A 25,518-nucleotide genomic window follows, 5' to 3' on the forward strand; every position below is an offset into this window, starting at 1 on the left:
GTGAAGGGCTCGATGCGCGCCGGCGCCGCCGTTGCCGGGCTGTTCGCCAGCCAGTTGGCTTTCGCGGCGGCAAGCCCCACGGCGAGCACTGCCGCCGCACCCGGCAGCCTGGGTGGGCAGCTGGCGCAGATGGTCTTTGGCCTGCTGTTGGTGGTTGGCCTGATCTTCTTCCTGGCCTGGTTGTTGCGCCGTATGCAGGGCGCGGCGGTCAAGGGCGGGCAGGTGATCGAGATCGTCGGCAGCCGGGCCATCGGCCCGCGTGACCGGCTGTTGCTGGTGCAGGTCGGCAAGGAGCAGATCCTGATCGGCCACACCCCAGGCAGCATCGAGGCCCTGCATGTGCTGGCCGAACCCGTCGAAGTGCCCGCTGCTGCCCGTCAGGCGGCGCCGGAGTTTGCCCAGCGGCTGATGGAGCTGATGGGCAAGGATCAGAAGGACAAGAAGTGATGACCGGCGTGCTGCGCATGATGTTGACCTTGGCGCTGCTGCTGGCCGCGCCGTTGGCCCTGGCCGCCGACCCGCTGTCGATCCCGGCCATTACCCTGTCCAATGGGGCGGACGGGCAACAGGAGTATTCGGTCAGCCTGCAGATCCTGCTGATCATGACGGCGCTGAGCTTCATCCCGGCGTTCGTGGTCCTGATGACCAGCTTCACCCGCATCATCATCGTGTTCTCGATTTTGCGTCAGGCCCTGGGCCTGCAACAGACGCCTTCGAACCAGATTCTGACCGGCATGGCGCTGTTTTTGACGATGTTCATCATGGCCCCGGTGTTCGACCGGGTGAACCGGGATGCGCTGCAGCCGTACCTGAAGGAGCAGATGACCGCCCAGCAGGCCATCGACAAGGCCCAGGTGCCGCTCAAGGACTTCATGCTGGCGCAGACCCGGCAGAGCGACCTGGACCTGTTCATGCGTTTGTCCAAGCGCACCGACATCGCAGGCCCCGACCAGGTACCGCTGACCATCCTGGTGCCGGCCTTTGTCACCTCCGAGCTCAAGACCGCGTTCCAGATTGGTTTCATGATCTTCATCCCCTTTCTGATCATCGACATGGTGGTCGCCAGCGTGCTGATGGCCATGGGTATGATGATGCTGTCACCGCTGATCATCTCGCTGCCGTTCAAGATCATGCTGTTCGTTCTGGTTGATGGCTGGGCGCTGATCATGGGCACACTGGCCAGTAGTTTCGGCGGCGTCTGACGCCGTCAAGGAGAGCCATGCATGACCCCTGAAGTTGCTGTCGACCTGTTCCGCGATGCCCTCTGGCTGACCACGCTGATGGTCGCCATCCTGGTGGTGCCGAGCCTGCTGGTGGGCTTGATGGTGGCGATGTTCCAGGCCGCCACGCAGATCAACGAACAGACCCTGAGCTTTCTGCCGCGTCTGTTGGTGATGCTGGTCACGCTGATCGTCGCCGGGCCTTGGTTGGTGCAAAAGTTCATGGAGTACATCACCACCCTCTACACCAGCATCCCGCAGCTGATCGGTTGACACGGCCATGCTGGAGCTGACCAACGCACAGATTGGCACCTGGGTCGCCACCTTCATTCTGCCGTTGTTCCGGGTGACGGCGGTGCTGATGACCATGCCGATCTTCGGCACGCGCATGCTGCCGGCACGGGTGCGCCTGTACGTGGCGGTGGCCATCACCGTCGTGATCGTCCCGGCGCTGCCGCCCTTGCCCGAGTTCGAACCGTTGAGCCTGCAGGGCCTGTTGTTGTGTGGCGAGCAGGTCATCGTCGGCGCGTTGTTCGGTTTCTCGTTGCAGTTGCTGTTCCAGGCCTTCGTCATCGCCGGCCAGATTGTCGCGGTTCAGATGGGCATGGCCTTCGCTTCGATGGTCGACCCGGCCAACGGCGTCAACGTCGCGGTGGTCAGCCAGTTCATGACCATGTTGGTCAGTGTGCTGTTTTTGCTGATGAACGGGCATTTGGTAGTGTTCGAGGTGCTGACCGAGAGCTTCACCACCTTGCCGGTGGGCAATGCGCTGATGGTCAACCAGTTCTGGGAAATGGTCGGGCGCCTGAGTTGGGTGTTCGGTGCTGGGCTGTTGCTGGTCTTGCCAGTGATAGCGGCGTTGTTGGTGGTGAACATCGCCTTTGGCGTGATGACGCGCGCGGCGCCACAGTTGAACATCTTCTCCATTGGTTTCCCGCTGACCCTGGTCATGGGTATGGGGATTTTCTGGGTCGGCCTGGCCGATATTCTTCCCCATTACCAGGCATTGGCTAGCGACGCGCTGCAATGGTTGCGTGAACTGGCAAGGGCGCGCTGAGCATGGCTGAAAGCGAGAGCGGTCAGGACAAGACAGAAGACCCCACCGAAAAACGCAAGCGCAGCGCGCGCGAAAAAGGCGAGATCGCCCGCTCCAAGGAGTTGAACACGGTGGCGGTGACCCTGGCCGGCGCCGGCGGCCTGCTGATGTTTGGCGGGTACTTGGCCGAGACGCTCCTGAGCGTGATGCGCATGAACTTCAGCCTGACCCGTGACATGATCGTCGACGAGCGCGCCATGGGTGCGTTTTTGCTGGCCTCGGGCAAGATGGCGATCTGGGCAGTGCAGCCTGTGCTCATCCTGCTGTTCGTGATCTCTTTCGTAGCCCCGATCATGCTGGGTGGTTTCCTGTTTTCTGGCAGCCTGCTGCAGCCGAAATTCAGCCGCATGAACCCGCTGTCGGGGATCAAGCGCATGTTCTCGATGCATGCCTTGACCGAGTTGCTTAAGGCGTTGGCCAAGTTTTTCGTGATCCTGATCGTCGCGGTGGTGGTGTTGGTCGGTGACCGCCAGGCATTGCTGTCGATTGCCAATGAGCCCTTGGAGCAGGCAATCATTCACAGTGTCCAGGTGGTGGGGTGGAGTGCGTTGTGGATGTCGGCGGGGCTGCTGCTGATTGCGGCTGCGGACGTGCCGTTCCAGCTGTGGCAGACGCACAAGAAAATGAAGATGACCAAGCAGGAAGTGCGTGACGAGTACAAGGACTCGGAGGGCAAGCCTGAGGTCAAGCAGCGTATTCGCCAGTTGCAGCGTGAGGCATCGCAGCGGCGCATGATGGCGGCCGTACCGCAGGCAGACGTAATTATCACCAACCCGACGCACTATGCCGTGGCCCTGCAGTACGACCCGGAGAAGGGCGGGGTGGCGCCATTGCTGCTGGCCAAGGGTACCGATTTCATAGCGTTGAAGATTCGTGAGATTGGTGTCGAGCACAAGATCCAGATCCTCGAATCGCCGGCCCTGGCGCGGGCGATCTATTACTCCACCGAGCTTGAGCAGGAGATCCCGGCGGGGTTGTACCTGGCGGTGGCGCAGGTGTTGGCGTATGTGTTCCAGATTCGTCAGTACCGGTCGGGCAAGGGCAAGCGGCCGGAGCCGTTGAAGGACGATTTGCCGATCCCGCCGGATTTGCGCCGCGACAGTTAGCTTTGTGCCAGGGCTGCTGGCCCTTTCGCGGGCAAGCCCGCTCCCACAGGTTTTCTACATGACTTCAGGGCATGGATGATGCCTGTGGGAGCGGGCTTGCCCGCGAAAGGGCCCGCCCTGACCGCGCAAATGTAAAAGTTGGAAGGCTTCTTGCAGAGCCACGCCCAGGCGCCCCCTGGGCGTCAAAGTTTTGCATCAAGAGGACTCGCGGTGGATCGCACTCAGTTAATCAACAACGCACGCCACAACCTGGCCGGCCTCGGCCGGGGCAACCTGGGTGTGCCGCTGTTGCTGCTGGTGATGTTGGCAATGATGATGCTGCCAATACCGCCGTTCCTGCTCGACGTGTTCTTCACCTTCAACATCGCCCTGTCGATCGTGGTGCTGCTGGTCTGCGTCTACGCCCTGCGCCCGCTCGACTTCGCCGCGTTCCCGACCATCCTGCTGGTGGCGACCCTGCTGCGCCTGGCGCTGAACGTGGCGTCCACGCGTGTGGTCATGCTCCACGGCCAGGAGGGTCACGGCGCCGCGGGCAAGGTGATCCAGGCCTTCGGTGAAGTGGTCATCGGCGGTAACTACGTGGTCGGTGCGGTGGTGTTCGCCATCCTCATGATCATCAACTTCGTGGTCGTCACCAAAGGTGCTGGGCGTATTTCCGAGGTGAGCGCACGCTTTACCCTCGATGCGATGCCTGGCAAGCAGATGGCCATCGACGCCGACCTCAACGCCGGCCTGATCGACCAGGCCCAGGCCAAGGCCCGCCGGTCCGAGGTGGCGCAGGAGGCTGAGTTCTACGGTTCGATGGACGGTGCCAGCAAGTTCGTGCGCGGCGACGCCATTGCCGGCCTGCTGATCCTGTTCATCAACCTCATCGGCGGCATGCTCATCGGCATGCTCCAGCACGGCATGCCATTCAGCGAAGCCGGTAAGGTGTACGCTTTGCTGACCATCGGTGACGGTTTGGTGGCGCAATTGCCATCCCTGCTGTTGTCCACGGCGGCGGCCATCATGGTTACCCGGGCTTCGGGCTCGGAAGACATGGGCAAGCTGATCAACCGGCAGATGTTCGACTCGCCCAAGGCCCTGGCGGTCTCCGGTGGGCTGATGATCGTCATGGGCCTGGTGCCGGGCATGCCGCATGTGGCGTTCCTTGGCCTCGGCCTGTTGGCCTGTGGCGGCGCATACCTTGTGTGGAAGAAACAGCAGCAGGTCAAGGTCAAGGCCCAGCAGGAGGCGCAGCGTCAGCAAGACCTGCTGCCCTCGCCACAGCGTGCGCTGGAGACCAAGGAGCTGGGCTGGGACGACGTCACCCCGATCGACATGATCGGCCTTGAGGTCGGCTACCGCTTGATTCCGCTGGTCGACCGCAATCAGGGCGGCCAGTTGCTGGCGCGGATCAAGGGCGTGCGCAAGAAGCTGTCCCAAGACCTGGGCTTCCTCATGCCCACCGTGCACATTCGCGACAACCTCGACCTGCAGCCCAGTGCCTACCGCCTGACCTTGATGGGGGTGATCCTGGCTGAAGCGGAGATTTACCCCGACCGGGAGCTGGCGATCAACCCAGGTCAGGTATTTGGCACCCTCAACGGCATTGCCGCGCGCGACCCGGCCTTTGGCCTGGAGGCGGTGTGGATTGACGTGGGTCAGCGGTCCCAGGCGCAGTCGCTGGGGTATACCGTGGTCGATGCCAGTACCGTGGTGGCCACCCACCTCAACCAGATTTTGCAGAAGCACTGTCACGAGCTGATCGGCCACGAAGAGGTCCAGCAACTGCTGCAGGTGTTGTCCAAGGCATCGCCTAAACTTGCAGAAGAGTTGGTGCCGGGTGTCATTTCCTTGTCGGGCCTGCTCAAGGTGCTGCAGGCGTTGTTGTCCGAGCAAGTGCCGGTGCGCGACATCCGCAGCATCGCCGAGGCTATCGCCAACAACGCCGGCAAGAGTCAAGATACCGCCGCGCTGGTGGCAGTGGTGCGCGTCGGATTGTGTCGCGCCATCGTGCAAAGCATTGTCGGCGTTGAGTCGGAGCTGCCAGTGATCACCCTTGAACCAAGGTTGGAACAGATTTTGCTCAATAGTCTGCAAAGGGCCGGGCAGGGTCAGGAAGACGGTGTTCTTCTGGAACCGAGCATGGCCGAAAAGCTGCAGCGTTCGCTGATTGAGGCGGCCCAGCGCCAAGAGATGCAGGGCCAGCCGGCCATTCTTCTGGTCGCCGGCCCGATCCGCGCCATGTTGTCGCGCTTTGGTCGCCTGGCTGTACCGAATTTGCATGTTCTGGCGTATCAGGAAATACCTGACAACAAGCAAGTCACCATCGTTGCCACCGTGGGCCCTAACGGCTGAGGTAGTGGATAATGCAAGTTAAGCGATTTTTCGCCGCCGATATGCGTCAGGCCATGAAGCTGGTCCGGGATGAGCTTGGCTCCGATGCCGCCATCATCGGTAACCGCCGCATCGCCGGTGGTGTTGAATTGACAGCCGCGCTGGACTACAAGTTGTCCGCCCTGGCCCCGCGCGTGCCCAACGCCGAGCTTGAAGAAGAGCTGCGCAAGACCCACACGCGTATCGCCACGGCCCAGGCCGAACTGGACCAGCGCAGCGACAACAGCGACAACAACCGCCAATTGTTCGCCGGTCAGTCGCTGACCGCCTCGGAGCCGCTGGTCGAGCCGCACGTGGATGCCCCGGCGCCTGCCGCTGCGCCTACCCCGGCACCGGTCGATCCTCGGCTGTTCGATGCCATGCGCTCGGAGCTGTCGGGTTTGCGCGAGCTGCTGGAAGTGCAGCTCGGCTCGCTGGCCTGGAGCCAGCTGCAAGGCAGCAAACCGCAGCAAGCCAACCTCTGGCGCCGTCTGCAGCGCATCGGCCTGTCTGGGCCGATTGCCCGTGAACTGCTCGAACTCACTACCGAAATCGAAGAGCCGCGCCAGGCATGGCGCATGCTGCTGGCGCACCTGGCGCGGATGATCGAAGTCCCTGAGGTCGAGCCGATCGAAGAGGGCGGCGTGATCGCCATGGTCGGCCCCGCCGGCATGGGCAAGACCACTACCCTGGCCAAGCTGGCCGCGCGCTATGTGCTCAAGTACGGCGCGCCGCAGTTGGCGTTGGTGAGCATGGACAGCTTCCGCATCGGTGCCCAGGAGCAGCTCAAGACCTTGGGGCGGATCCTCAACGTGCCGGTGACCTACGTCGACCCGGGCCAGTCCCTGGCCCAGGCGCTGGAGCCGCTGCTGCGCAAGCGCGTGGTGCTGATCGATACCGCCGGCCTGCAGGCCAGCGACCCGGCCCTGCGCATGCAGCTGGAAACCCTGGCCAGCCGCGGCATCGCCGCGAAGAACTACCTGGTGCTGGCAACCACCAGCCAGAAGCAGGTGCTGACCGCCGCCTACCACAGCTACAAGCGCTGTGGCCTGGCCGGTTGTATCCTGACCAAACTCGATGAAACGGCAAGCCTCGGCGACGTGCTGAGCCTTGCCATCAGTCATGAATTGCCGGTGGCCTACCTGACCGATGGGCCACGCATTCCTGACGACTTGCACTTGCCACGGGCGCACCAGCTGGTCACCCGTGCGGTCAATGTGCAGCAGCAGGACGAGCCCAGCGAAGAGGCCATGGCCGACATGTTCGCTGATCTCTACCACAACCCGCGGCGAGCGGGCTGATGATGAAGCGTGTGCAAAGTAGCTATGCCAAGGGGCACGCAGAATTGCCTCACGTGTGGCCTGAGTCCCAGCGAGACAAGGTAAAGAACAGACATGGGTAGCATGCATCCCGTACAGGTGATCGCCGTCACCGGTGGCAAAGGTGGCGTCGGCAAGACTAACGTTTCAGTGAACCTGTCTCTGGCGCTGGCCGAGCTTGGCCGCAGGGTCATGTTGCTGGACGCCGACCTGGGCCTGGCCAATGTCGACGTATTGCTTGGCTTGACCCCAAAACGCACCCTGGCCGATGTCATCGAAGGGCGCTGTGAGCTGCGCGATGTGATGCTGCAGGGGCCGGGCGGTGTGCGCATCGTGCCGGCGGCCTCCGGCACCCAGAGCATGGTGCACCTGGCGCCGGCCCAGCATGCCGGCCTGATCCAGGCCTTCAGTGACATCGGCGACAATCTCGACGTACTGGTGATCGATACCGCTGCGGGTATTGGTGACTCAGTGGTCAGTTTCGTTCGCGCGGCCCAGGAAGTGTTGCTGGTGGTCTGCGACGAACCCACCTCGATCACTGATGCCTATGCCCTGATCAAGCTGCTCAACCGTGACTACGGCATGAACCGCTTCCGCGTGCTGGCCAACATGGCCCAGAGCCCGCAGGAAGGGCGCAACCTGTTCGCCAAATTGACCAAGGTCACCGACCGCTTCCTAGACGTCGCCCTGCAGTACGTGGGCGCGGTGCCGTACGACGAGTGCGTGCGCAAGGCGGTGCAGAAGCAGCGCGCGGTGTACGAAGCCTTCCCTCGCTCCAAGTGCGCGCTGGCCTTCAAGGCCATTGCGCAGAAGGTCGACAGCTGGCCGTTGCCGGCCAACCCGCGCGGGCACCTGGAGTTCTTCGTCGAGCGTCTGGTGCAGCCCACCAGCGCAGGACCGGTGCTATGAGTGCGAGCGGCTTCAAGATGTACAGCAGGGCGTCGAAAGACGCCCAGTACGAGCTGATCGAACGCTACGCCCCGCTGGTCAAGCGCATCGCCTATCACTTGCTGGCGCGGCTGCCGGCCAACGTCCAGGTCGAAGACCTGATTCAGGCCGGCATGATCGGCTTGCTGGAAGTGGCCAACAAATATGACGCCAGCAAGGGCGCCAGCTTCGAGACCTACGCCGGCATCCGCATCCGCGGCGCGATGCTCGACGAGGTGCGCAAGGGCGATTGGGCGCCGCGTTCGGTGCACCGCAATACACGCATGGTCAGTGATGCAATGCGCGCCGTGGAAGCAAGAACCGGTCGCGACGCTAAAGATCATGAGGTTGCTGCCGAACTCCAATTGAGTCTCGACGATTACTACGGGATTTTGAACGATACCCTGGGCAGCCGACTGTTCAGCTTCGACGACCTGTTGCAGGACGGCGAGCACGAAGGGCTGCACGAGGACGGCGCCAGTGGCCAGGTCGAACCGTCGCGGGACCTTGAAGACGAGCGCTTCCAGGCTGCCCTGACCGATGCGATCGCCAACCTGCCAGAGCGCGAGCGGCTGGTGCTGGCGCTGTACTACGACGAAGAGCTGAACCTCAAGGAAATCGGTGAGGTGCTGGGGGTCAGCGAATCGCGCGTGAGCCAGTTGCACAGCCAGTGCGCCGCACGTTTGCGCAGCCGTCTGGGTGAATGGCGGGCGCGCTAGTCGCCGCCGTTCGCCGTTGAAGACGCTGCAGTCGTTTCACGTTGTGCCGAATTGAATGAATGCGTGCTCGGGGACCGAGCGCGTCTGAGACTGCTTGGAGGTCTAATTGGACAAGAACATGAAAATCCTCATCGTTGACGACTTTTCGACGATGCGGCGGATCATCAAGAACCTGCTACGTGATCTGGGCTTCACCAACACCGACGAAGCCGACGACGGCACCACGGCGTTGCCGATGCTGGAAAACGGCCACTACGACTTCCTGGTGACCGACTGGAACATGCCGGGCATGTCCGGTATCGACCTGCTGCGCAAAGTCCGCGCCAGCGAAAAGCTGAAAACCATGCCGGTACTGATGGTGACCGCCGAAGCCAAGCGTGACCAGATCATCGAAGCGGCCCAGGCCGGCGTCAATGGTTACGTGGTCAAGCCGTTCACCGCTCAGGTGCTCAAAGAAAAGATCGAGAAGATCTTCGAACGCGTCAACGGCTGAGTCACGTCAGGGGGCGCGCCATGGATTCATCAGAAACGTCTTTGGGGGAGTTCGAATCGACCCTGAAGAAGCATGCCCAGGAGCTGGTCGAAAGCCTGGAACGAGGGCGCTTCGGCGAGGCGGTGCAGCTGATCCATCAGCTGAACCAGACCCGCGACCGCGGCCTGTACCAGGAAGTCGGCAAGCTGACCCGTGAGCTGCACAGTGCAATTGTCAGCTTTCAGATCGACCCGCACATGCCGCAGGCCGAGGAGGTTTCGCAGATCACCGACGCCACCGAGCGCCTGTCCTATGTGGTCAAGCTGACCGAGAGTGCGGCCAACCGCACCATGGACCTGGTCGAAGAAAGCACCCCGGTGCTCAACGACTTGGCGGGCGAGGCCAAGGCCCTGAGCGTGGACTGGCAGCGCTTCATGCGCCGCGAAGTTGCCGCGCCGGAATTCCGTGACCTGGTCAAACGTGTCGACAGTTTTCTGACGCACAGCGCCGAAGGCAATCGCAAGGTTTCCGGCCACCTCAACGACATTCTGCTGGCTCAGGACTATCAGGACCTGACCGGCCAGGTGATCAAGCGCGTCACCGCGTTGGTCACCGAGGTGGAAAGCAACTTGCTCAAGCTCGTGCTGATGGCCAGTCAAGTCGACCGTTTTGCCGGTATCGAATATGACCACCAGCAGCTGCGTGCTGAAAAAGATCAAGAAAAACATCCGACTCGGGGTGAAGGTCCGCAGATTCATGCCGATAAGCGTGAAGACGTCGTGTCCGGTCAGGACGATGTCGATGATCTGCTGTCCAGTCTGGGTTTTTAAGGAGCACGTTTAATGAGCTTCGGCGCCGATGAAGAAATCCTTCAGGATTTCCTGGTAGAAGCCGGCGAAATTCTTGAGCAACTGTCCGAGCAATTGGTCGAGCTGGAAAGCCGACCCGATGATGCCGACCTGCTCAATGCCATTTTTCGCGGTTTCCACACTGTAAAAGGGGGCGCCGGCTTCCTCCAGCTCAACGAGCTGGTGGAGTGCTGCCATATCGCCGAGAACGTGTTCGACATCCTGCGCAAAGGTGAGCGCCGGGTCGACGCAGAATTGATGGACGTGGTGCTCGAAGCGCTGGACACGGTCAACAGCATGTTTGGCCAGGTTCGCGAGCGCAGCGAGGTCATCCCGGCCACCCCAGAGCTGCTGGCGGCGTTGTCGCGTCTGGCCGAGCCTGCGGCTGCCGACGAAGTCGCCGCCGCAGTGCCTGAGGCCGCCGCTGAACCGGTCGCTGCGGCACCTGCTGAAGAGCCGGACATCACCGACAGCGAATTTGAACAGCTGCTCGACTCGCTCGACGCGGTCAAGGCCCAGGCCGCCGCCGATGAGCAGATGCAAGGCGAAACCGTCAGCGGCGCCGGTGATGAAATCACCGACGCCGAATTCGAATCGCTGCTCGACCAGTTGCATGGCAAAGGCCAGTTCAGCGCCGAAGTCGCTGCCGAACCGGTGGCAAGCGCCGCGACGCCCGTCAGCGACGAAATCACCGATGAAGAATTCGAGTCGCTACTCGACCAATTGCATGGCAAAGGCACGTTCCAGGCCGACGCTTTGCCCGCGGCCAATGCGCCGGCGGCGACAGCGCCCGAAAGCGTTGCACCGGCCAGCACGACCAGCGACGAAATCAGCGAGCACGAGTTCGAAGCCTTGCTCGATCAGTTGCACGGCAAGGGCAAGTTCTCGGGCGATGCCGTTGCGGTCGATGCGCCAGTCGCCGCCAAGGTCGAGAGCAAGCCGGTGGCCAAGCCGGCCCCGGCCCCGACAGCCGCCAGCAAGCCTGCGCCTGCACCCCGCGCGCCGGCCCCAGCGGCAGAAAAGCATGCGGTCAGCGAGGCGGAAACCACCGTGCGCGTCGACACCGCGCGCCTGGACGAGATCATGAACATGGTCGGCGAACTGGTGCTGGTGCGTAACCGCCTGGTGCGCCTGGGCCTGAACAGCGGTGACGAGGCCATGTCCAAGGCCGTGTCGAACCTCGACGTGGTCACCGCCGACTTGCAGACGGCGGTCATGAAGACCCGCATGCAGCCAATCAAGAAAGTCTTCGGCCGCTTCCCGCGCCTGGTTCGCGACCTGGCCCGCCAGCTCAAGAAAGAAATCAACCTGGAGCTGGTCGGTGAAGAGACCGACCTGGACAAGAACCTGGTAGAGGCCCTGGCCGACCCGTTGGTGCACTTGGTGCGCAACGCGGTCGACCATGGCGTCGAGATGCCTGACGAGCGTGAAGCCGCCGGCAAGGCACGTACCGGCCGGGTGGTGCTGTCGGCCGAGCAGGAAGGCGACCACATCCTGCTGTCGATCTCCGATGACGGCAAGGGCATGGACCCCAATATCCTGCGTGCCAAGGCGGTGGAAAAGGGCCTGATGGACAAGGACGCCGCCGAGCGTCTGAGCGAGTCGGACTGCTACAACCTGATCTTCGCCCCGGGCTTCTCGACCAAGACCGAGATCTCCGACGTGTCCGGCCGTGGTGTCGGCATGGACGTGGTGAAGACCAAGATTTCTCAGCTCAATGGCTCGATCAACATCTACTCGGCCAAGGGCCAGGGCTCGAAGATCGTCATCAAGGTGCCGCTGACCCTGGCGATCATGCCGACCCTGATGGTGATGCTGGGCAACCAGGCCTTCGCCTTCCCGCTGGTCAACGTCAACGAGATTTTCCACCTCGACCTGTCGCGCACCAACGTGGTCGATGGCCAGGAAGTGGTGATCGTGCGCGACAAGGCGCTGCCGCTGTTCTACCTCAAGCGCTGGCTGGTGCAGGGCCAGGTGCATGAAGAGCAGCATGAAGGCCACGTGGTGATCCTGTCGGTGGGCACCCAACGCATCGGTTTTGTCGTCGATCAACTGGTCGGCCAGGAAGAAGTGGTAATCAAGCCGCTGGGCAAGATGCTGCAGGGCACGCCGGGCATGTCCGGGGCCACGATCACCGGCGACGGTCGCATCGCGTTGATCCTCGACGTCCCGAGCATGCTCAAGCGTTACGCCGCGCGGCGTATTTGATTTCGGTGGCGCACCCTGGCGGGTTGCGCCGCCTAATGGAGTGTTTATGGCAGTCAAGGTCCTGGTGGTGGATGATTCCGGTTTCTTCCGCCGCCGTGTCTCGGAAATCCTCTCGGCGGACCCGACGATCCAGGTAGTGGGTACCGCGACCAATGGCAAGGAAGCAATCGACCAGGCGCTGGCGCTCAAGCCCGATGTCATCACCATGGACTACGAGATGCCCATGATGGACGGCATCACGGCGGTGCGGCACATCATGCAGCGCTGCCCGACCCCGGTGTTGATGTTCTCTTCGCTGACCCATGAAGGCGCCCGGGTAACCCTGGACGCGCTGGATGCCGGTGCGGTGGATTACCTGCCGAAGAACTTCGAGGACATCTCGCGCAACCCCGAGAAGGTCAAGCAGATGCTGTGTGAGAAGGTGCATACCCTGTCGCGCAGTAACCGTCGTTTCGGCAGCTACAACCCAGCGCCCGCCGCCGTGCCGGTCGCTGCCAGCAGCCCTGCACCGACCAGCAGCTTTGCAAGCCCCGCACCGGCGCGCACGGTGGCGCCGGTACGTGCGGCGCCAGCACCCGCGGCACATGCCCCGGCGCCCAAACGCAAGCCTTACAAGCTGGTGGCCATCGGTACCTCCACTGGCGGCCCGGTGGCACTGCAGCGGGTACTGACGCAACTGCCTGCCAACTTCCCGGCGCCGATCGTGTTGATCCAGCACATGCCTGCGGCCTTCACCAAGGCGTTTGCCGAACGCCTGGACAAACTGTGCAAGATCAGCGTGAAGGAAGCCGAGGACGGTGACCTGTTGCGCCCAGGCCTGGCGCTGCTGGCCCCGGGTGGCAAGCAGATGATGATCGACGGCCGTGGCACGGTGAAGATCCTGCCGGGTGACGAGCGCCTGAACTACAAACCGTGCGTGGACATCACCTTCGGCTCGGCAGCCAAGTCGTACGGCGACAAGGTGCTCTCGGTGGTACTCACCGGCATGGGCGCCGACGGCCGTGAAGGTGCGCGCCTGCTCAAACAGGGCGGCAGTACCGTGTGGGCCCAGGATGAAGCCAGCTGCGTGATCTATGGCATGCCCATGGCCATCGTCAAAGCCAACCTGGCCGATGCGGTGTACAGCCTGGACGAGATCGGCAAGCACCTGGTTGAGGCCTGCGTCTGATGGACGTGCTAAGCCTGATCGGCCTGATCCTGGCGTTCGTCGCGATTGTCGGCGGCAACTTCCTCGAAGGCGGGCATGTCGGTGCGCTGCTCAATGGCCCGGCGGGCTTGATCGTGCTCGGCGGCACCCTGGCGGCGGCGCTGTTGCAGTCGCCGCTGCCGGCCTTCAAGCGTGCCTTGCAGATTCTGCGCTGGATCCTCTTTCCGCCCCGCGTCGACCTGGCGGGCGGTATCGACCGGGTGGTCAACTGGAGCCTGACGGCGCGCAAGGAAGGCCTGCTTGGCCTGGAAGGGGTCGCTGAAGCCGAACCCGACCCGTATGCGCGCAAGGGCCTGCAGCTACTGGTCGACGGTGCCGAGCCAGAAGCCATTCGCAGCATTCTTGAAGTCGACTTCCTGACCCAGGAGGGCCGTGATATCCAGGCCGCCAAGGTGTTCGAGAGCATGGGCGGCTACGCGCCGACCATCGGCATCATCGGTGCGGTCATGGGCCTGATCCATGTGATGGGCAACCTGGCCGACCCCTCGCAACTGGGTAACGGCATCGCCGTGGCGTTCGTCGCCACCATCTACGGCGTGGCCAGCGCCAACCTGATCCTGTTGCCGATCGCCAACAAGCTCAAGGCAATCGTCATGCGCCAGTCGCGCTACCGCGAGATGCTGCTCGAAGGCCTGTTGTCGATTGCCGAGGGTGAAAACCCGCGCTCGATCGAACTGAAGCTGCAAGGCTTCATGGAGTAACCATGCGTCGCCGTCGTCATACCGAGGAACACGAGAATCACGAGCGCTGGCTGGTGTCGTACGCCGACTTCATCACCTTGCTGTTCGCGTTTTTCGTGGTCATGTACTCGATTTCCTCGATCAACGAGGGCAAGTACAAGGTCATCTCGCAGGCTTTGCTCGGGGTGTTCAATGACCCCGAGCGGAGCATGAAGCCGATCCCCATCGGTGATGAGCAACCGCTGAGCGTGCGCCCGGCCGAGCCGCTGGTCAGGGACAGCGAGCAGACCGAAGCGGGCCTGGCGCAGACCAACGTCGACCCGCTGAAGACCATCAGTGATGACGTGCGCGACGCCTTTGGCGACCTGATCAAGACCGACCAGATGACCGTGCGCGGCAATGAGCTGTGGATAGAGATCGAGCTTAACTCCTCGCTGCTGTTCGGCAGCGGTGATGCCATGCCCAGTGACAAGGCCTTCGACATCATCGAAAAGGTGGCGAACATCCTCAAGCCGTTCGCCAACCCGGTGCATGTCGAAGGCTTTACCGACAACCTGCCGATTCGTACCGCGCAGTACCCGACCAACTGGGAGCTGTCGTCGGCACGGGCGGCGAGCATCGTCCGCCTGCTGGCCATGGAAGGGGTGAACCCTGCGCGCATGGCGTCGGTGGGCTATGGCGAGTATCAGCCAGTCGCCAGCAATGACAGCGCCGAGGGGCGTGCCCGCAATCGTCGCGTGGTACTGGTGATTTCGCGCAACCTCGAAGTGCGCCGCAGCCTGACCGGCTCCGGCAGCGCCAATGCCACGCCGGATGCGGCATTGCGCCGGGCTGGCACACAAAGTGCACCGGCAACAGCGAGTCACTAACTCGTCAATTCTCCGTCACTGCGTGTTGTCGTGCTTGCTGAGCGCGGTCCCTGTGGGAGCGGGCTTGCCCTGCGAAGCCGGCGACGTGGTGGATGGCACGGGCTACGCCCGTGTTCGCGGGACAAGCCCGCTCCCACAAGGGTGGGCGCTAAATTTATGAGTCAAGAGTTGTCCTATGAGAGTCTGGGCAGTAGCCAATCAAAAAGGTGGCGTCGGCAAGACCACCACGACCATCGCCCTGGCTGGCCTGCTGGCTGAGGCGGGCAAGCGCGTGGTCGTCGTCGACCTCGACCCGCACGGTTCGATGACCAGTTATTTCGGGCATAACCCCGATGCGCTGGAACACAGCTGTTATGACCTGTTTCTGCACCAGGGCAGCGTGCCCGAAGGTTTACCTGGGCAACTGCTGCTGCCCACCAGCGATGAGCGTATCTCGCTGTTGCCTTCGAGCACTGCGCTGGCGGTGTTGGAGCGCCAGTCACCGGGGAAAAACGGCCTGGGCTTGGTGATCGCCAAGAGCTTGGCGCAGCTGTGGCAGGATTTCGACTTTGCCTTGATCGACAGCCCGCCCTTGCTCGGCGTGCTGATGGTCAATGCCCTGGCCGCGAGCCAGCAACTGGTGATACCGGTGCAGACCGAGTTCCTGGCGGTCAAGGGCCTGGAGCGCATGGTCGGTACCCTGGCCATGGTCAACCGTTCGCGTAAACAGGCGTTGCCTTACCAGATTGTGCCGACCCTTTTCGACCGCCGTACCCAGGCTTCACTGGGCACGCTCAAATTGTTGCGCGACACCTACGAGCAGCATGTCTGGCAGGGCTACATCCCGGTAGACACTCGCTTGCGCGACGCTAGCCGCAAGGGCGTCACGCCTTCGCAGTTCGATGGCAAAAGCCGTGGGTTGATTGCCTACCGGGCGTTGCTCAAGCACTTGCTCACTTACAAAACCGCAGTGCAGGTAGCCTGATGACCCAGACCCGGCAAACCAGCACGCGGCCGCAGATGGCGCTGCAGTCTTACCTCGATGGGTTGTTGCAGGAGGCCACCGAGGCCGACGACCTGATCGAGCAGCTGGCAGCGCCGCAAGCATTCGCCGACGCGGTGCGTGAGGAACAAGCGCCTGATGCGCGCCAGCCTGCCCAGGCCGCCAGCGCCGCGCCGCGACCCTTCGCCGAGCCACGCCTGCAGGTATTGCCCAGCGTGTTGCCGGTGGAAGAACCGGTGGTTGCGGTGGCCGAGAGCCAAGTGCTGGTCGAGGCCAGCATCCCGGTCCTGATCGAAGAGCACGCAGTGGAACCGGCGGTGCCGCTGGTGGATGTGCACCTGCCCGCGCCGAACCTGCCGGTACCCCCGGCGAGCGTCGATGGCCGCCCGGCCTGGGCGGCGGAACCCTTCGAGTGCCTGCTGTTCGACGTCGCCGGCTTGACCCTGGCCGTGCCCCTGGTATGCCTGGGCTCGATCTACAACCTGGCCGGCCAGGAGCTGACGCCGCTGTTTGGCCAACCGGACTGGTTTCTCGGCATCCTGACGTGCCAGGCCGGCAACCTGAAGGTCCTCGACACCGCGCGCTGGGTCATGCCTGACCGCTACCGTGAGGATTTTCGTCAGGGCCTGCAGTATGTGATTTCCGTCCAAGGCTATGAATGGGGGTTGGCCGTGCACCAGGTCAGCCGCTCCTTGCGCCTGGACCCGTCCGAGATCAAGTGGCGCAGCCAGCGTGGGCAGCGTCCGTGGCTGGCCGGCACGGTGATCGAACACATGTGTGCCCTGCTCGACGTCGCCGAACTGGCCGAGCTGATCGCCAGTGGCGCGGTCAAGCAGATGCACGCCAAACACAAATGACACCGAACACACCGCCTATGGCGGATTTTGAGGGGTAGGGGAATGAAAAAGTCGTCTGCACAAGGTTCCGAAGATCCGATCCTGCAGTGGGTAACCTTCCGTCTGGACAACGAGTCCTACGGGATCAATGTCATGCAGGTGCAGGAAGTGCTGCGCTACACCGAGATCGCCCCGGTGCCGGGCGCGCCGAGCTACGTGCTGGGCATCATCAACCTGCGCGGCAACGTGGTGACGGTCATCGACACTCGCCAGCGTTTTGGCCTGATGTCGACCGAGGTGACCGACAACACCCGTATCGTCATCATCGAGGCGGACAAGCAAGTGGTCGGCATCCTGGTCGACAGCGTGGCCGAGGTGGTCTACCTGCGTCAGTCCGAGATCGAGACGGCGCCGAATGTGGGTAACGAAGAGTCGGCCAAGTTCATCCAGGGCGTTTGCAACAAGAACGGCGAACTGCTGATCCTGGTCGAGCTGGACAAGATGATGACCGAGGAAGAGTGGTCCGAGCTTGAGAACATCTGAGTTGATCCTTGAGGTTGCTGTCATCTTCCTGGCGTTGCTCTGGGCGCTGGGCTTGTGGATGTTCCTCAACCATGCCAAGCGCCAGCGCGAGCTGGCCGCGCAACAGGCCGAGGGCGACGCCCTGCGTGATCAGCGCATCAAGGACCTGGCCAAGCGCCTGGACGACTACCAGAACGGTACCGTGCGCATGGGTGAAGCCATTCATGAGCTGGGCGAAACCTTGGCCACCTTGCCTGACCGGCTGGAGCGGCTGGAGCAGCGCGACCCCAGCAGCGTCACCTTCAGCCAGGCGGCCAAGCTGGTCGGCATGGGCGCGAGTGTGTCCGAGCTGACCGAAACCTGTGGCCTGACCCAGGCCGAGGCGGAGTTGATGAGTAAGCTGCACCGCACGGAGTAAGAAGAAGGCGACCCTGAGGTCGCCTTTTTTGTGCCTGCTGCGAGCTTCAGGTATTGGCCCATGAATGCATCCCACCCACCTTGGCCAGGCGGCTGAGAGGCATGCGCTCACGCTGCACGGCAGTGAAGGTCTCCATCTGGACATACATGAAGCTGTTGATGCGCGGCATCATGTACAGGTTGTAAATCTGGCGCAGGCGATACAGATCCGGCTGTAGTCGCTTTATCACGGCGTCCAGCATCGCCGGGCCGCTCAGTTGACTCAAACGGTTGGCGTAGTTGTAGAAGCCTTGCGGATCGTTGGCCAGCGTGGGGCGGTACTGGTAGAAGCCCGAATCGACCAGGTAACGGGCACGCATTTCTTCTGAAATAGCGATCAGTGTCGGGTTGCCAGCGTGGCTGCCGATCATGCTGGTGTTGTACAGGGAGTTCATGCCGAGTTTCTCGTTCTGCATGGGTGGGTGCAGCAACAGCCCGTCATCGCTGGTTGCCAGTTCGACGGTATCGATCGCAGCGCCCGTGTGCGGTGTGCCATCGGCCGCCGGTTGTGCCAGCAAGTGGTCGTCGACGTCCATGTAGAGCCCACCTTCACTGTGCAGCATCGGGTAACGCAAGACGTCTGATGCGGAGGAGAAGTTGGTAGCCACGCCGCCATTGCCATCGATGGCCGCCTGGTACTGGGCGAAGTACTCGCTCTGGGCGAAGGCTGTGAAGAAAGGCTGCTCTTCCAGCGTCAGAACCTGCAAGCCGGGCGCTTTTGCACTCAGATCGCCGAGGTTGTGCGCAAAGGCCTTAGGGTTTGCCTTGGACAGGTACAGCCGGTACTGGTACGGGCTGTTGCGCAACCTTCCTGCATTGGCCGCTAGCGTGTCTATCAGTTCTGGGGCCAGCGCTTTGTCCCCGACCCATAGCGAGGAGATGAGCTTGGGAATGGGGTGTGCGCCGATTGCAACCGGGCTGGGCATGTGCACGGGAAGCGGTAGATCAATGCCCAGGGCACGCAGGGATGCCATGCGCATCTGATTAGTGACCGGCCTGCCTGCGGGGTCGACGATGCGCATGTTGCCCGTTTCAGGCTCGGCTTCGTAGAACGTCGGGTTGACCTCGTTCGTGCCGTGTTCGGTCATGAACAGGTCGGACTGCATGTCATAGACCAGATCAAGATGTTCTGCATAGCCAGGTACGGGTTCGTAGTAGCCGGTCAGCCGATCGACATCGCCATCGTACCGGGGGTAGCGCCTGACTGAATAAGCGACTGCGGGGTTGGCCTCCTCCAGCGGGGCGATGCGGGCAGGGCGGTTAAAGAAGGGCGCGATATCCATTTCTGGCAAGTGCGGTGGGCTGACAGGGCTTAGCGGGTACCCCCACTGATCGTTGATGCGGCGCGGCACAACGAAGCCGTCTTGCTGGAAGTGGAACAGGGCATCACCCTTGACCACGGCTTCAATAGCCAGTGGTGTGGCATTCAACAGCCCATAGGCGATGTTGCCGATGCCCTCGCGCTTGTCTTGCAAGGTCTTGCCGTTGATTGCCTGATCCAGGCCCAGGCCCAGTTGCACAATGCCGCCGAGGGCCAGCAAGGGGGCAAGCCCAGGTACCACAAAGGTGAGGGGCGCGACCAGGTTGAGCGTGGTGTTGAGGTAGCTGCGCCACTTGCGCTTGGTTACTTCGCTGTTGCTGGTGATGAGGAAGTCGGCATCGTCATAGCAACGTTGGCGCTGGCGCTCGGCCATGGCCTGAAACAGGTCGCCGGTGATTCTCGGGTTGTACTTGGCTGGCCGGTAATTGACGTAGGTGCGGGGCGGCCAAGCGCCATCGTCATTGAAGAAACCATGCTCTGGCGGCAGCCTGTGGTTGCGTGGATAAACGCCCAACCCTTCCAGAGCAGTGTCCAGGCCGCTGAAATCGATACCCTGGGGCCATCGGCCATCCTGAAGTGCTGTTTGAGTGCCTGGCGTTTGGCGGCGTCCTTGCATTGCTGGCCAACCCAGTCCTTCAGCAGGTTTTCATTGGCGAACTCCAGCAGTGGTGAGCTATTGCCGGGCGCATAGAGCAGCGTGAGTTGTGAGTTGACGTCGTGGATGTAGAGCAAGTCGGTGGCGGCGTAGCCATAGATGCTCAAGGTACTCAGGCGCAAGCCCTTGCCCCGGGGGATCAGCTCGGCGGCGCGCCAGGCGAGTTTGCGTGCGGCGTCGCTGAGCCTGCCTGCGCTGACCTGTTGGTTGCAGGTAGCAATGAAGTTCAGCTTGCAGCAAAGGCGATAGCTTGCCAGGTGCTGGTGCCAGTAAGTGTCGAGCGAGGTCTTGTAAGCGGTGTGGAAATCCAATGCCTCGATATGGCGCTGCAGTTCATCAGCACGGATGTTGAGCAGAGTCGATTGGTCGTAAAGGGCCGGGTCGGTGCGCCGGAACAGGCCATTGAAGACCTCATACCACGCGCCGTTGTCGTATATCGGCTGCGGGGGGAGTTGGGCGACCAGGGTGATCGGGCCATCCTCGGGTAGGGTGCCGGCCCAGGGGGCCTTGAACAGCGCACCGAAAAAGTCGTTGTTGGACTCACCTTGCCAGTTCATCAGTACTGCTTGTGTCAGGCTGACGCGCTGCATTACGACAGCCTGGTAACCGTCGATGTCGTGCGGATGCAGGTGCAGTGTGACGACATCGATCTGGTCGGGGTCCAGGTTTACGCCTTGTGTCGCAAGCCAGCCCTTGATGGCGCGCTTGGCGTCGCGATCGGGCCGGGGGAGGGTGGCGAGATGGTCGCGTACGTACTGCACGCCCTCTGCGTTGATGTGGGGGGTGGGCATGTGGGTCTCCGTGGTGCGGGGAAAACCACAGGATCGACCGACGGGCCCGGCGTGCGACGGTACATAATGCTTGCCGGGCGCTTCAGCCCGCCTGGCCGGGCAGGTGCGGTAAGCGCTCGGTCACGTCTCGCTCGCCTTTGGGCGTGTCGTCGAAGCCTGGCGGCACCTTGCCGCGCAGTTGCCAGGCGAAGGCAATGATCTCGGCAATGGTCAGGTACAGCGCTTCGGGGATCTGTTCGCCCAGTTCCAGGCGTGTCAGCAGGCGCACCAGCTCGGCGTTTTCGTAGATCGGCACTTCGTGTTGGCGGGCCAGGGCGAGAATCGCTTCGGCCAAGGCATCGTCGCCCTTGGCGCTGAGGGTGGGGGCCTGTTGGCCGTCGTAGCTTAGGGCAATGGCCTGGCGGGGTGTCTTGGCACTCATGCGTTTTCGTCCACCCAGCGTTGTTCGACCCGCGTGCGTGGCCCTTGGGGAGGTATGCCGGGGTGGCATTGCAGGTCGCCGACGTCCAGGCCGCGAGCCAGCAGGCGCTCGCGTAGGGTGCCGAGCTGGCTGTCGATCAGCCGTGCGGTTTGTTCGCGTTCTGCCCATAGCTGGCCACTCAAGCGGCCTTGGCTCAATTGTGCCTGGACTTGCAGTGGGCCAAGCGGCGCGAGGTCGAAGGCCAGCTCGATACGCCACAGGGCTTGCAGCGGGTCTTGCGCTTCGTGCTGGCGATCGGCCTGCTGTTGCGGCGTCTCTTCCCGCTGCAGCTTGACCTGCAGTGGGATGAACTCCTGGCCATGGCGGATGGGTACTTCAGTTTGCCAGGTGGTCTGCAGGTTGCCGTTTTCAAGGTTGCCGGTCTGCTGCAGGCTGCTCATGGCATGGCTTTGCAGGCGCGAAATGGCCGCAGCGGCCAGGCGCAGCAGGTGTTGCAGGTCGCCTTCGTCTTCCATGGCCTTGAGCAGCCGTGAAGGCAGCGGAAACGCCCCTGGCTGAGGTTTCGGGCTGACCCGGTCGAGCATGCCCAGGGCGCCGCGAGCCAGGGCTGGAAGGGTCAGGGCCAAGGTGCTTGGCGCCAACCCTGGTGCGCCGGGCATGGTGACCGAGGCCTGGGTGATCAACCTGAGTAGATGGGCCTTGAGGTCCGTAGCCACGCTTGCGGGGAGGCCGCCCAGCAACTTCGCCTCAAGGAAGGTGCCGCTGTTGTTCAGGGCCTGGGCGACGGCCTTGGCATCGCCGAGCTGACGCGCGTCCGGCAGGCCGGCGAGCAATCGCTCGGCGGTAGCGCGCAGGTCGCTGTCGGCGCCGGGGTCGCGGGCTACCTGTTGCAGGGCGCTGAGCAGGCCAGGCAACGAGGCCTGACGGTTTTGCTGGGTGAGCAGTTGCTGGGCGATGCTGAGCTGGTCTTGCCGGCCGCTGAGCGGCACGAACTGCAGCGATTGGTCGCCTTGCACCCGCGCGCTGAGCAGGCTGCCCACCGGCAGTGGGCGTGGGCTGTCGATGGTCAGGGTGGCGCCGGCCTGGGCACTGTTGAGCAGGCTCACCAGCGAACGGTAACCGGCGGGTTGGCCGGGCGCTTGAGGGATGGGCTGGTTGGTCAGGACCTTGCCTTGCAGCAGGGTGCCGACCGGGACCTTGGCCGTGTCCAGGCGGGTGAGGGTGGCGAGGTTACTGGCGCTGGCCTGCTGCAACATGATCGCCAGGCGATTGCCTTCGGTCTGGCTGACGGTGACCTGGCTGCCCTGGGGCAAGGGCTGACTGGCGCTGGCTTGCAATTGAGTCTGGGCGCCGTTGGCCAGGATCAGACGCAGCACGAACTGGAATTCCCGGCCCAGCTGACGCATCGACAACACCTCAGCCTGCGCCGTTTCGCCCGGTGCCAGCAAGCCGGGTTGCGCTTGCGTGAGGCGCAGCAGTTCGCCGGTCATGCCCGCCTTGATGGCCTGGGCGCTGATCGCGGTTTGTGCGCCGAGACTATTGATTTCAGTCATGATTGTATACAACCTGTCGAACCCGCCCTCTTGGCAGCGAGGCCGTGCATGTAATAATGCCGCCCGTCCGCCACTGCCACTGTAACGGCAGCGAGGGGGGCGACTTGAGACACTGGGTTGAAGTTCGGCGTCGCCTGCTTCGCGGGCAAGCCCGCTCCCACAGGTGCGCGCAGGCCTTGAACCCTATTGAGATAAGGCGAAACCGTGACCCTTCACCTCCAAGCCGCGGGCCTGGCCTGCGAGCGCGACTGGCGCCTGCTGTTCGAACACCTCGATTTCGAGCTGCGGCCCGGCGACATGCTGCAAATCAGCGGCCCCAACGGCAGCGGCAAGACCAGCCTGCTGCGCCTGCTGGCCGGGCTGATGCAGCCGACTGCCGGGCAGGTTCTGCTCGGTGGCAAGCCGTTGGCCGAACAGCGCCATGCCCTGGCCAGCATCCTGCTGTGGATTGGCCATGCGGCGGGGATCAAGGACCTGCTCACCGCCGAAGAAAACCTCACCTGGCTCTGTGCCTTGCACCAACCAACCAGCGCCGAGGCGATCTGGGCGGCGCTTGCGGCGGTCGGCCTGCGCGGTTTCGAAGACGTGCCTTGCCATACCTTGTCCGCCGGCCAGCAGCGCCGTGTGGCCCTGGCCCGGTTGTACCTTGCCAGCCCGCCCTTGTGGATTCTCGACGAGCCGTTCACCGCCCTCGACAAGCAAGGCGTGGCGCAGCTCGAAGCGCACCTGGCGGCGCATTGCGAGCAGGGTGGCACGGTGGTGCTGACCACCCACCACAGCCTCGAACGCAAACCTTCGGGCTACCGAGAACTGAACCTGGGGCAATGGGCGGCATGAGCGTATTCATCCTGTTGCTGCGCCGCGAAGCGCGGCTGTTGTTCCGCCGCCCGGCCGAGCTGGCTAACCCGCTGGTGTTCTTCGCCATCGTCGTTGCCCTGTTCCCCTTGGCGGTAGGCCCTGAAAGCCAATTGTTGCAAACCTTGTCGCCGGGGCTGGTGTGGGTGGCGGCCTTGCTTGCCGTACTGCTGTCGCTCGATGGCCTGTTCCGCAGCGATTTCGAGGACGGCTCGCTTGAGCAGTGGGTACTGTCGCCCCATCCGCTGGCGCTACTGGTGCTGGCCAAGGTGCTGGCACACTGGATCTTTTCCGGGCTGGCGCTGGTATTGTTGGCCCCACTGCTGGCGTTGATGCTGGGGCTGCCTAGCCATTGCCTGCCGGTGCTGCTCGCCTCGCTGCTGCTGGGCACGCCGGTACTGAGCCTGTTGGGCGCGGTGGGGGCGGCGCTGACGGTCGGTCTCAAACGCGGTGGTCTGCTGCTGGCGTTGCTGATTCTGCCGTTGTATATCCCTGTATTGATCCTGGGCAGTGGTGCGTTGCAGGCGGCGTTGCAGAATATGCCAGCCACCGGCCATCTGCTCTGGCTCGCCAGCCTCACGGCCCTGGCGGTGACACTGGCACCCTTTGCGATAGCGGCCGGCCTGAAGATCAGCGTCGGCGAATAACGAGTCCTGGGCTCTCAAGCCTGGCAAATACCCTGGATGTACCCTGATGAAAATGAGTTGGACGTGGTTCCACAAACTCGGTTCTCCCAAATGGTTCTATGCCATCAGCGGCCGCATGCTGCCGTGGCTGGCCGTTTCTGCCATCGTGCTGCTGCTGGTGGGCGTCACCTGGGGCCTGGCCTTTGCGCCCCAGGATTACCAGCAGGGCAACAGTTTCCGCATCATTTACATTCATGTGCCGGCGGCGATGCTGGCGCAGTCCTGCTATGTACTGCTGGCGGTGGCCGGGGTGGTGGGGCTGGTGTGGAAAATGAAACTGGCCGACGTCGCCCTGCAGTGCGCAGCGCCGATCGGCGCCTGGATGACCGCCGTGGCGCTGGTCACTGGCGCCATCTGGGGCAAGCCGACCTGGGGCAGCTGGTGGGTGTGGGATGCGCGCCTTACGTCGATGTTGATCCTGTTGTTCCTGTACTTCGGCATTATTGCTTTGGGCCAGGCAATCAGTAATCGTGACAGCGCGGCCAAGGCCTGTGCGGTGCTGGCGATTGTCGGTGTGATCAACATCCCGATCATCAAGTACTCGGTGGAGTGGTGGAACACCCTGCACCAGGGCGCCACCTTCACCCTTACCGAAAAGCCGGCCATGCCCGCCGAGATGTGGCTGCCATTGCTGTGCACGGCACTGGGCTTCTACTGCTTCTTCGGCGCCGTGCTATTGCTGCGCATGCGCCTTGAGGTGCTCAAGCGCGAGGCACGCGCCAGTTGGGTCAAGGAGGAAGTGTTGAACAGCCTGGGGCGGAGGGCCGCACAATGAGTTTTGCCTCGTTCGGCGATTTTCTCGCCATGGGCCACCATGGCCTGTACGTGTGGACGGCCTATGGCATCTGCCTGGCGGTGCTGGCGCTCAACGTCGCCGCGCCGCTGCTGGCCCGCCGTCGCTACCTGCAAGAAGAGGCGCGCCGATTGCGCCGGGAGAACAACCAGTGAATCCGCAGCGCAAGAAACGCCTGTTGCTCATCGTCGGCCTGCTGGTCGGTGTCGGGATTGCCGTCGGCTTTGCCCTGAGCGCCTTGCAGCAGAACATCAACCTGTTCTACACGCCGACCCAGATCGCCAATGGCGAGGCGCCACAGGATACCCGTATCCGTGCCGGTGGCATGGTCGAAAAAGGCTCGGTGCAGCGTTCGGCCGACTCGCTCGACGTGCGCTTCGTGGTCACGGACTTCAACAAGTCGGTGCCGATCACCTACCGCGGCATCCTCCCCGACCTGTTCCGCGAAGGGCAGGGCATTGTTGCCCTGGGCAAGCTCAATGCCGAGGGTGTGGTGGTGGCCGATGAAGTGCTGGCCAAGCACGACGAAAAATACATGCCGCCCGAGGTCACCAAGGCCCTGAAGGAAAGCGGCCAAGCCGCCGCAGGCGCGGAGGCCAAACCATGAACGCGGCACTG

At 62.9% G+C, this 25,518-nt stretch carries 26 protein-coding genes and 1 pseudogene; 24 read left to right on the forward strand and 3 right to left on the reverse strand.

All coding sequences use genetic code 11. The features are described from left to right. Positions 1–12 precede the first annotated feature (12 nt). From fliO to OGV19_RS03870, 19 genes are all read left to right on the forward strand, one after another. Positions 13–447, forward strand: coding sequence for a flagellar biosynthetic protein FliO (gene fliO / locus OGV19_RS03780; RefSeq protein ID WP_413470125.1), 435 nt, complete (start codon positions 13–15; stop codon positions 445–447). After that, positions 447–1,202 (forward strand): flagellar type III secretion system pore protein FliP, encoded by a 756-nt coding sequence (gene fliP / locus OGV19_RS03785; protein WP_264312198.1) that lies wholly within the window; start codon positions 447–449, stop codon positions 1,200–1,202. The genes fliO and fliP overlap by 1 nt, the downstream gene beginning before the upstream one ends. Positions 1,203–1,223: 21 nt before the next feature. Then, positions 1,224–1,493, forward strand: coding sequence for a flagellar biosynthesis protein FliQ (fliQ, locus tag OGV19_RS03790; protein ID WP_186679660.1), 270 nt, complete (start codon positions 1,224–1,226; stop codon positions 1,491–1,493). 7 nt (positions 1,494–1,500) lie between these two features. Further along, positions 1,501–2,277, forward strand: coding sequence for a flagellar biosynthetic protein FliR (gene fliR / locus OGV19_RS03795; RefSeq protein ID WP_264312199.1), 777 nt, complete (start codon positions 1,501–1,503; stop codon positions 2,275–2,277). Positions 2,278–2,279: 2 nt separating this feature from the next. Then, positions 2,280–3,422 (forward strand): flagellar biosynthesis protein FlhB, encoded by a 1,143-nt coding sequence (gene flhB / locus OGV19_RS03800; RefSeq protein ID WP_264312200.1) that lies wholly within the window; start codon positions 2,280–2,282, stop codon positions 3,420–3,422. A gap of 210 nt (positions 3,423–3,632) precedes the next feature. Continuing rightward, positions 3,633–5,762: a flagellar biosynthesis protein FlhA gene (gene flhA / locus OGV19_RS03805; RefSeq protein WP_264312201.1), complete on the forward strand. Its 2,130-nt coding sequence runs from the start codon at positions 3,633–3,635 to the stop codon at positions 5,760–5,762. An 11-nt stretch (positions 5,763–5,773) separates the two neighbouring features. Beyond that, positions 5,774–7,081 (forward strand): flagellar biosynthesis GTPase FlhF, encoded by a 1,308-nt coding sequence (gene flhF / locus OGV19_RS03810; RefSeq protein ID WP_264312202.1) that lies wholly within the window; start codon positions 5,774–5,776, stop codon positions 7,079–7,081. A 93-nt stretch (positions 7,082–7,174) separates the two neighbouring features. Beyond that, positions 7,175–8,008, forward strand: coding sequence for a flagellar synthesis regulator FleN (gene fleN, locus OGV19_RS03815; RefSeq protein WP_264312203.1), 834 nt, complete (start codon positions 7,175–7,177; stop codon positions 8,006–8,008). Continuing rightward, positions 8,005–8,745 (forward strand): RNA polymerase sigma factor FliA, encoded by a 741-nt coding sequence (gene fliA / locus OGV19_RS03820; protein ID WP_033699449.1) that lies wholly within the window; start codon positions 8,005–8,007, stop codon positions 8,743–8,745. Before fleN ends, fliA begins: the two co-directional genes overlap by 4 nt. Before the next feature lie 118 nt (positions 8,746–8,863). Then, a complete protein-coding gene (locus OGV19_RS03825; protein WP_077068541.1) occupies positions 8,864–9,238 on the forward strand; it encodes a chemotaxis response regulator CheY in 375 nt (124 codons plus the stop codon). Between the two features lie 20 nt (positions 9,239–9,258). After that, a complete protein-coding gene (locus OGV19_RS03830; RefSeq protein ID WP_264312204.1) occupies positions 9,259–10,047 on the forward strand; it encodes a protein phosphatase CheZ in 789 nt (262 codons plus the stop codon). A 12-nt stretch (positions 10,048–10,059) separates the two neighbouring features. Then, entirely contained in the window at positions 10,060–12,273 is a 2,214-nt protein-coding gene (locus OGV19_RS03835) for a chemotaxis protein CheA (protein WP_264312205.1), read from the forward strand. Between the two features lie 46 nt (positions 12,274–12,319). Further along, positions 12,320–13,441, forward strand: coding sequence for a protein-glutamate methylesterase/protein-glutamine glutaminase (locus OGV19_RS03840; RefSeq protein ID WP_264312206.1), 1,122 nt, complete (start codon positions 12,320–12,322; stop codon positions 13,439–13,441). After that, positions 13,441–14,181, forward strand: a complete 741-nt coding sequence (locus tag OGV19_RS03845) for a flagellar motor protein (protein WP_264312207.1) — start codon at positions 13,441–13,443, stop codon at positions 14,179–14,181. The genes OGV19_RS03840 and OGV19_RS03845 overlap by 1 nt, the downstream gene beginning before the upstream one ends. A 2-nt stretch (positions 14,182–14,183) precedes the next feature. Further along, complete coding sequence (gene motD, locus OGV19_RS03850; protein ID WP_264312208.1) at positions 14,184–15,029, forward strand: flagellar motor protein MotD; 846 nt, start codon at positions 14,184–14,186, stop codon at positions 15,027–15,029. Positions 15,030–15,204: 175 nt separating this feature from the next. Beyond that, complete coding sequence (locus OGV19_RS03855) at positions 15,205–15,993, forward strand: ParA family protein (protein WP_264312209.1); 789 nt, start codon at positions 15,205–15,207, stop codon at positions 15,991–15,993. Then, positions 15,993–16,868 carry a CheW domain-containing protein gene (locus OGV19_RS03860; RefSeq protein ID WP_264312210.1) on the forward strand — a complete coding sequence of 292 codons (876 nt, stop codon included), beginning with the start codon at positions 15,993–15,995 and terminating at the stop codon, positions 16,866–16,868. Before OGV19_RS03855 ends, OGV19_RS03860 begins: the two co-directional genes overlap by 1 nt. Positions 16,869–16,910: 42 nt before the next feature. Next, complete coding sequence (locus tag OGV19_RS03865; RefSeq protein ID WP_213657703.1) at positions 16,911–17,390, forward strand: chemotaxis protein CheW; 480 nt, start codon at positions 16,911–16,913, stop codon at positions 17,388–17,390. Position 17,391: 1 nt separating this feature from the next. Next, entirely contained in the window at positions 17,392–17,787 is a 396-nt protein-coding gene (locus OGV19_RS03870) for a DUF2802 domain-containing protein (protein ID WP_264313883.1), read from the forward strand. A 46-nt stretch (positions 17,788–17,833) separates the two neighbouring features. On the opposite strand, the pseudogene OGV19_RS03875 reads toward OGV19_RS03870, so the two are convergent. From OGV19_RS03875 to OGV19_RS03885, 3 genes and pseudogenes are all read right to left on the reverse strand, one after another. Next, a pseudogene (locus tag OGV19_RS03875) lies at positions 17,834–20,592 on the reverse strand (dermonecrotic toxin domain-containing protein). Positions 20,593–20,674: 82 nt separating this feature from the next. After that, a complete protein-coding gene (locus OGV19_RS03880; protein WP_264312211.1) occupies positions 20,675–21,013 on the reverse strand; it encodes an EscU/YscU/HrcU family type III secretion system export apparatus switch protein in 339 nt (112 codons plus the stop codon). Beyond that, a complete protein-coding gene (locus OGV19_RS03885) occupies positions 21,010–22,566 on the reverse strand; it encodes a flagellar hook-length control protein FliK (RefSeq protein ID WP_264312212.1) in 1,557 nt (518 codons plus the stop codon). The genes OGV19_RS03880 and OGV19_RS03885 overlap by 4 nt, the downstream gene beginning before the upstream one ends. Before the next feature lie 204 nt (positions 22,567–22,770). Here OGV19_RS03885 and ccmA point away from each other — a divergent pair, with 204 nt between their 5' ends. From ccmA to ccmE, 5 genes are read left to right on the forward strand one after another with little or no spacing between them, the layout of a single operon-like run. Continuing rightward, complete coding sequence (gene ccmA / locus OGV19_RS03890; RefSeq protein ID WP_264312213.1) at positions 22,771–23,403, forward strand: cytochrome c biogenesis heme-transporting ATPase CcmA; 633 nt, start codon at positions 22,771–22,773, stop codon at positions 23,401–23,403. Beyond that, positions 23,391–24,068 (forward strand): heme exporter protein CcmB, encoded by a 678-nt coding sequence (gene ccmB / locus OGV19_RS03895; RefSeq protein WP_371097214.1) that lies wholly within the window; start codon positions 23,391–23,393, stop codon positions 24,066–24,068. Before ccmA ends, ccmB begins: the two co-directional genes overlap by 13 nt. Before the next feature lie 46 nt (positions 24,069–24,114). Further along, the gene (locus OGV19_RS03900; RefSeq protein WP_264312214.1) at positions 24,115–24,882 is read left to right on the forward strand and encodes a heme ABC transporter permease; all 768 of its coding nucleotides are present in this window, start codon (positions 24,115–24,117) and stop codon (positions 24,880–24,882) included. Beyond that, positions 24,879–25,055: a heme exporter protein CcmD gene (ccmD, locus tag OGV19_RS03905; RefSeq protein WP_099428656.1), complete on the forward strand. Its 177-nt coding sequence runs from the start codon at positions 24,879–24,881 to the stop codon at positions 25,053–25,055. The genes OGV19_RS03900 and ccmD overlap by 4 nt, the downstream gene beginning before the upstream one ends. After that, complete coding sequence (ccmE, locus tag OGV19_RS03910; protein ID WP_099428657.1) at positions 25,052–25,507, forward strand: cytochrome c maturation protein CcmE; 456 nt, start codon at positions 25,052–25,054, stop codon at positions 25,505–25,507. Before ccmD ends, ccmE begins: the two co-directional genes overlap by 4 nt. The last annotated feature ends 11 nt before the right edge of the window (positions 25,508–25,518 follow it).

The sequence above is a fragment of the Pseudomonas putida genome (genome assembly GCF_025905425.1).
In the GTDB taxonomy this organism is placed as follows: domain Bacteria; phylum Pseudomonadota; class Gammaproteobacteria; order Pseudomonadales; family Pseudomonadaceae; genus Aquipseudomonas; species Aquipseudomonas putida_AF.